Source organism: Blastomonas sp. CCH1-A6 (genome assembly GCF_001556365.1).
Lineage (GTDB): Bacteria > Pseudomonadota > Alphaproteobacteria > Sphingomonadales > Sphingomonadaceae > Blastomonas > Blastomonas ursincola.
Window position 1 is genome coordinate 1 of sequence record NZ_LSIS01000318.1, and the last position, 2,532, is coordinate 2,532.

Genomic DNA, 2,532 nt, shown 5'->3' on the forward strand with positions numbered 1-2,532 from the left:
ACCTGATCGATACCCCCGCCGAGATCGTCGATGTCCCGAATGCGCCTGCGCTCGACATCCGCCAGCCCTCGGTCGAATTCCGCAATGTCGATTTCGGCTATGATCCCGACCGGCAGATCCTGCACGGTCTGAGCTTCCGGGTCGAACCGGGCCAGACGCTGGCGCTGGTCGGCCCCTCGGGCGCGGGCAAGTCGACGATCGCGCGGCTGCTCTTCCGCTTCTACGATCCGCAAGCCGGGCAGATCCTGATCGGCGGGCAGGATATCGCCAAGGTGACGCAAGGCTCGCTGCGCGCCGCGCTCGGCATCGTGCCGCAGGATACGGTGCTGTTCAACGACACCATCGGGTATAATATCGGCTATGGCCGCGAGGGCGCGACGCAGGAGGAGATCGAGCGCGCGGCGCATGGCGCGGCAATCGGCCATTTCATCGAATCGCTGCCCAAGGGCTATGAGACCGAGGTCGGCGAGCGCGGGCTCAAGCTGTCGGGGGGCGAGAAGCAGCGCGTCGCGATCGCGCGCACCTTGCTCAAGAACCCGCCGCTGACCATCTTCGACGAGGCGACGAGCGCGCTCGACAGCGCCACCGAGGCCGAGATCCTCGATACGCTGCGCTCGCTGGCCGAAGGGCGCACCACGCTGATCATCGCGCACCGGCTATCGACCGTGACCCATGCCGATACGATCATCGTGCTCGACAAAGGCCAGGTGGCGGAGCAGGGATCACACCGCGAACTGCTGCGCCGCGGCGGGCTCTATGCGGCGATGTGGGAACGCCAGGCGCAGGAACGCGCGAAGGAAGAGGTGGCGGCATGACGATGACGGCGGCAATTCTCGCGGCGCTGGCGCTGCAGGGCGTAGCGCTCGATCCGCCGGTCGAGGCCGAGGCGGCAGAGGTGGAGCAACCGACGCGCACCGGCGCATGGAACGACATGTATGGCGAGCCCCAGCATCCAGGCGCGACCTATCGCGTGCGGCTGTTCGTGCACGCCGCGCAAGCCTGTCTTCATTTTGCCGGCGAAGAGCCCTATGATGCCGAGCGCGCCGAATTCCTGAACGCGATGATGGATGAAAGCTGCGCGGGGCTGAAGGAACGCTATACCGCGATCCTGGCCGATCCGACGACCGACGCGCCATCTCGCGCACTGGTCGAGAAAGCATGGGAGCCGTTTCGTGAGTGACAAGCTTTCCAGGATTTCCGCCCTTGTGCTGGCCGCCGCTCTGCTGACGCTGCCCGCCTGCAAGGACCGCAACCAGTCCGACCGTTCCCCGGTGCAGATGCCGCCGATCCTGGCATCTGCCACCGCCGCCCCTGCTGCCATGAAAGAGAAAAGCATGTTCACTCCGCTTACCGATGATGTTCAGGTTTCGCCGCAGATCACGCTCGATCAGGTGGCGGCGGCAAAGGCGGAAGGCGTGACGTTGATCATCAACAACCGCCCCGATGGCGAGGACCCGAGCGCGCCGCAAAGCGCCGAGATCGAGGCGGCGGCAAGGGCTGCCGGGATCGACTATGTCGCGATTCCCGTCACCCATGCCGGATTCTCGGCCCCGCAGGTCGATGCGATGATCGCGGCGCTGGACAAGGCCGAAGCAAGCGGCGGCAAGGTGCTCGCCTATTGCCGCTCGGGCACGCGCTCGACGCTGCTCTGGTCGCTCGCCCAGGCCAAGCAGGGGCAGAACCCTGCCGAGCTCACCCGCATCGCGGCGCAGGCCGGCTATGACCTGACCCCGATCCGCCCAATGCTCGACGCACTCTCGGGCCAGGCGGACTGAGACAGAATTAGATCCTCCCCCCGGCAAGCTGTGGGAGGATCCCCGGGCTTATGGTTAACCCGATAATAACCATCTTGTGACCATGTTTCCTCGTTCCACCGCGGCGACTCTGCGGTGGCGATGCAAGGAGAATGGGGCATGGCCAGCCATCGCGGCGCGGCATCCGGCAATTCCGCAGCGGCACTCACGCTTGCCGAGCTGCGCGAGTTCGCGAGCTTCTCACCCGCGGCACAGCGCTATATCAAGCGCGCGCTCGATATTGGCCTCGCGCGCGAGGACGCGTTCAAGCGCTGGGCACGAAACGCCGAGGAAACCGCCTCGATCCGCATGCATTATCTGGTCTACCAGGACCTCAAGCTGCTGCGCGGCAATGTGCCCGATGCGCCGCACGAGGACGGGTTCGAGCATTTCATGGCGCTGCTGGTGCGGCTGGCGGCGTTCGATTTGGCGCAGGGCCGGATCGAGAGCTTCTCCGCCTTCCGCTTCCTCTACGAACGGCTGCTCGGGGCCGATGTGCGGCCCTGGCTGCCGTCTGCCTATTGCGCCGCCGCCGCGCTGCCGCAGATCCAGCCCGAACGGCGCAAGATGCTGCTCCAGTCGATCAGCGAGGCCGCCGCTACCGCCCCCGGCTGGTCGCTGCGCGCGCCGGTCTTCTTCCCCGAATGGGTCGAATGGGTGAGCGGCGACGCCGCGCATTGAGGGCTCGGTTCTGAGACCACATCACCGTCACCCCCGCGAAAGCGGGGGTCCCGCTTCT

4 protein-coding genes are annotated in these 2,532 nt (G+C 66.3%); all 4 read left to right on the top strand.

Annotated elements, in window-relative coordinates:
• The coding region (locus AX735_RS15385; protein WP_156447522.1) for an ATP-binding cassette domain-containing protein at positions 1 to 815 on the top strand (815 nt) is incomplete at its 5' end.
• Positions 812 to 1,180, top strand: coding sequence for a hypothetical protein (locus AX735_RS15390; protein WP_156447523.1), 369 nt, complete (start codon positions 812 to 814; stop codon positions 1,178 to 1,180). The genes AX735_RS15385 and AX735_RS15390, both read left to right, overlap by 4 nt.
• 154 nt (positions 1,181 to 1,334) lie before the next feature.
• Positions 1,335 to 1,775 carry a TIGR01244 family sulfur transferase gene (locus AX735_RS15395; protein ID WP_066282146.1) on the top strand — a complete coding sequence of 147 codons (441 nt, stop codon included), beginning with the start codon at positions 1,335 to 1,337 and terminating at the stop codon, positions 1,773 to 1,775.
• Positions 1,776 to 1,913: 138 nt separating this feature from the next.
• Positions 1,914 to 2,474 (top strand): hypothetical protein, encoded by a 561-nt coding sequence (locus AX735_RS15400; protein ID WP_066282144.1) that lies wholly within the window; start codon positions 1,914 to 1,916, stop codon positions 2,472 to 2,474.
• The last annotated feature ends 58 nt before the right edge of the window (positions 2,475 to 2,532 follow it).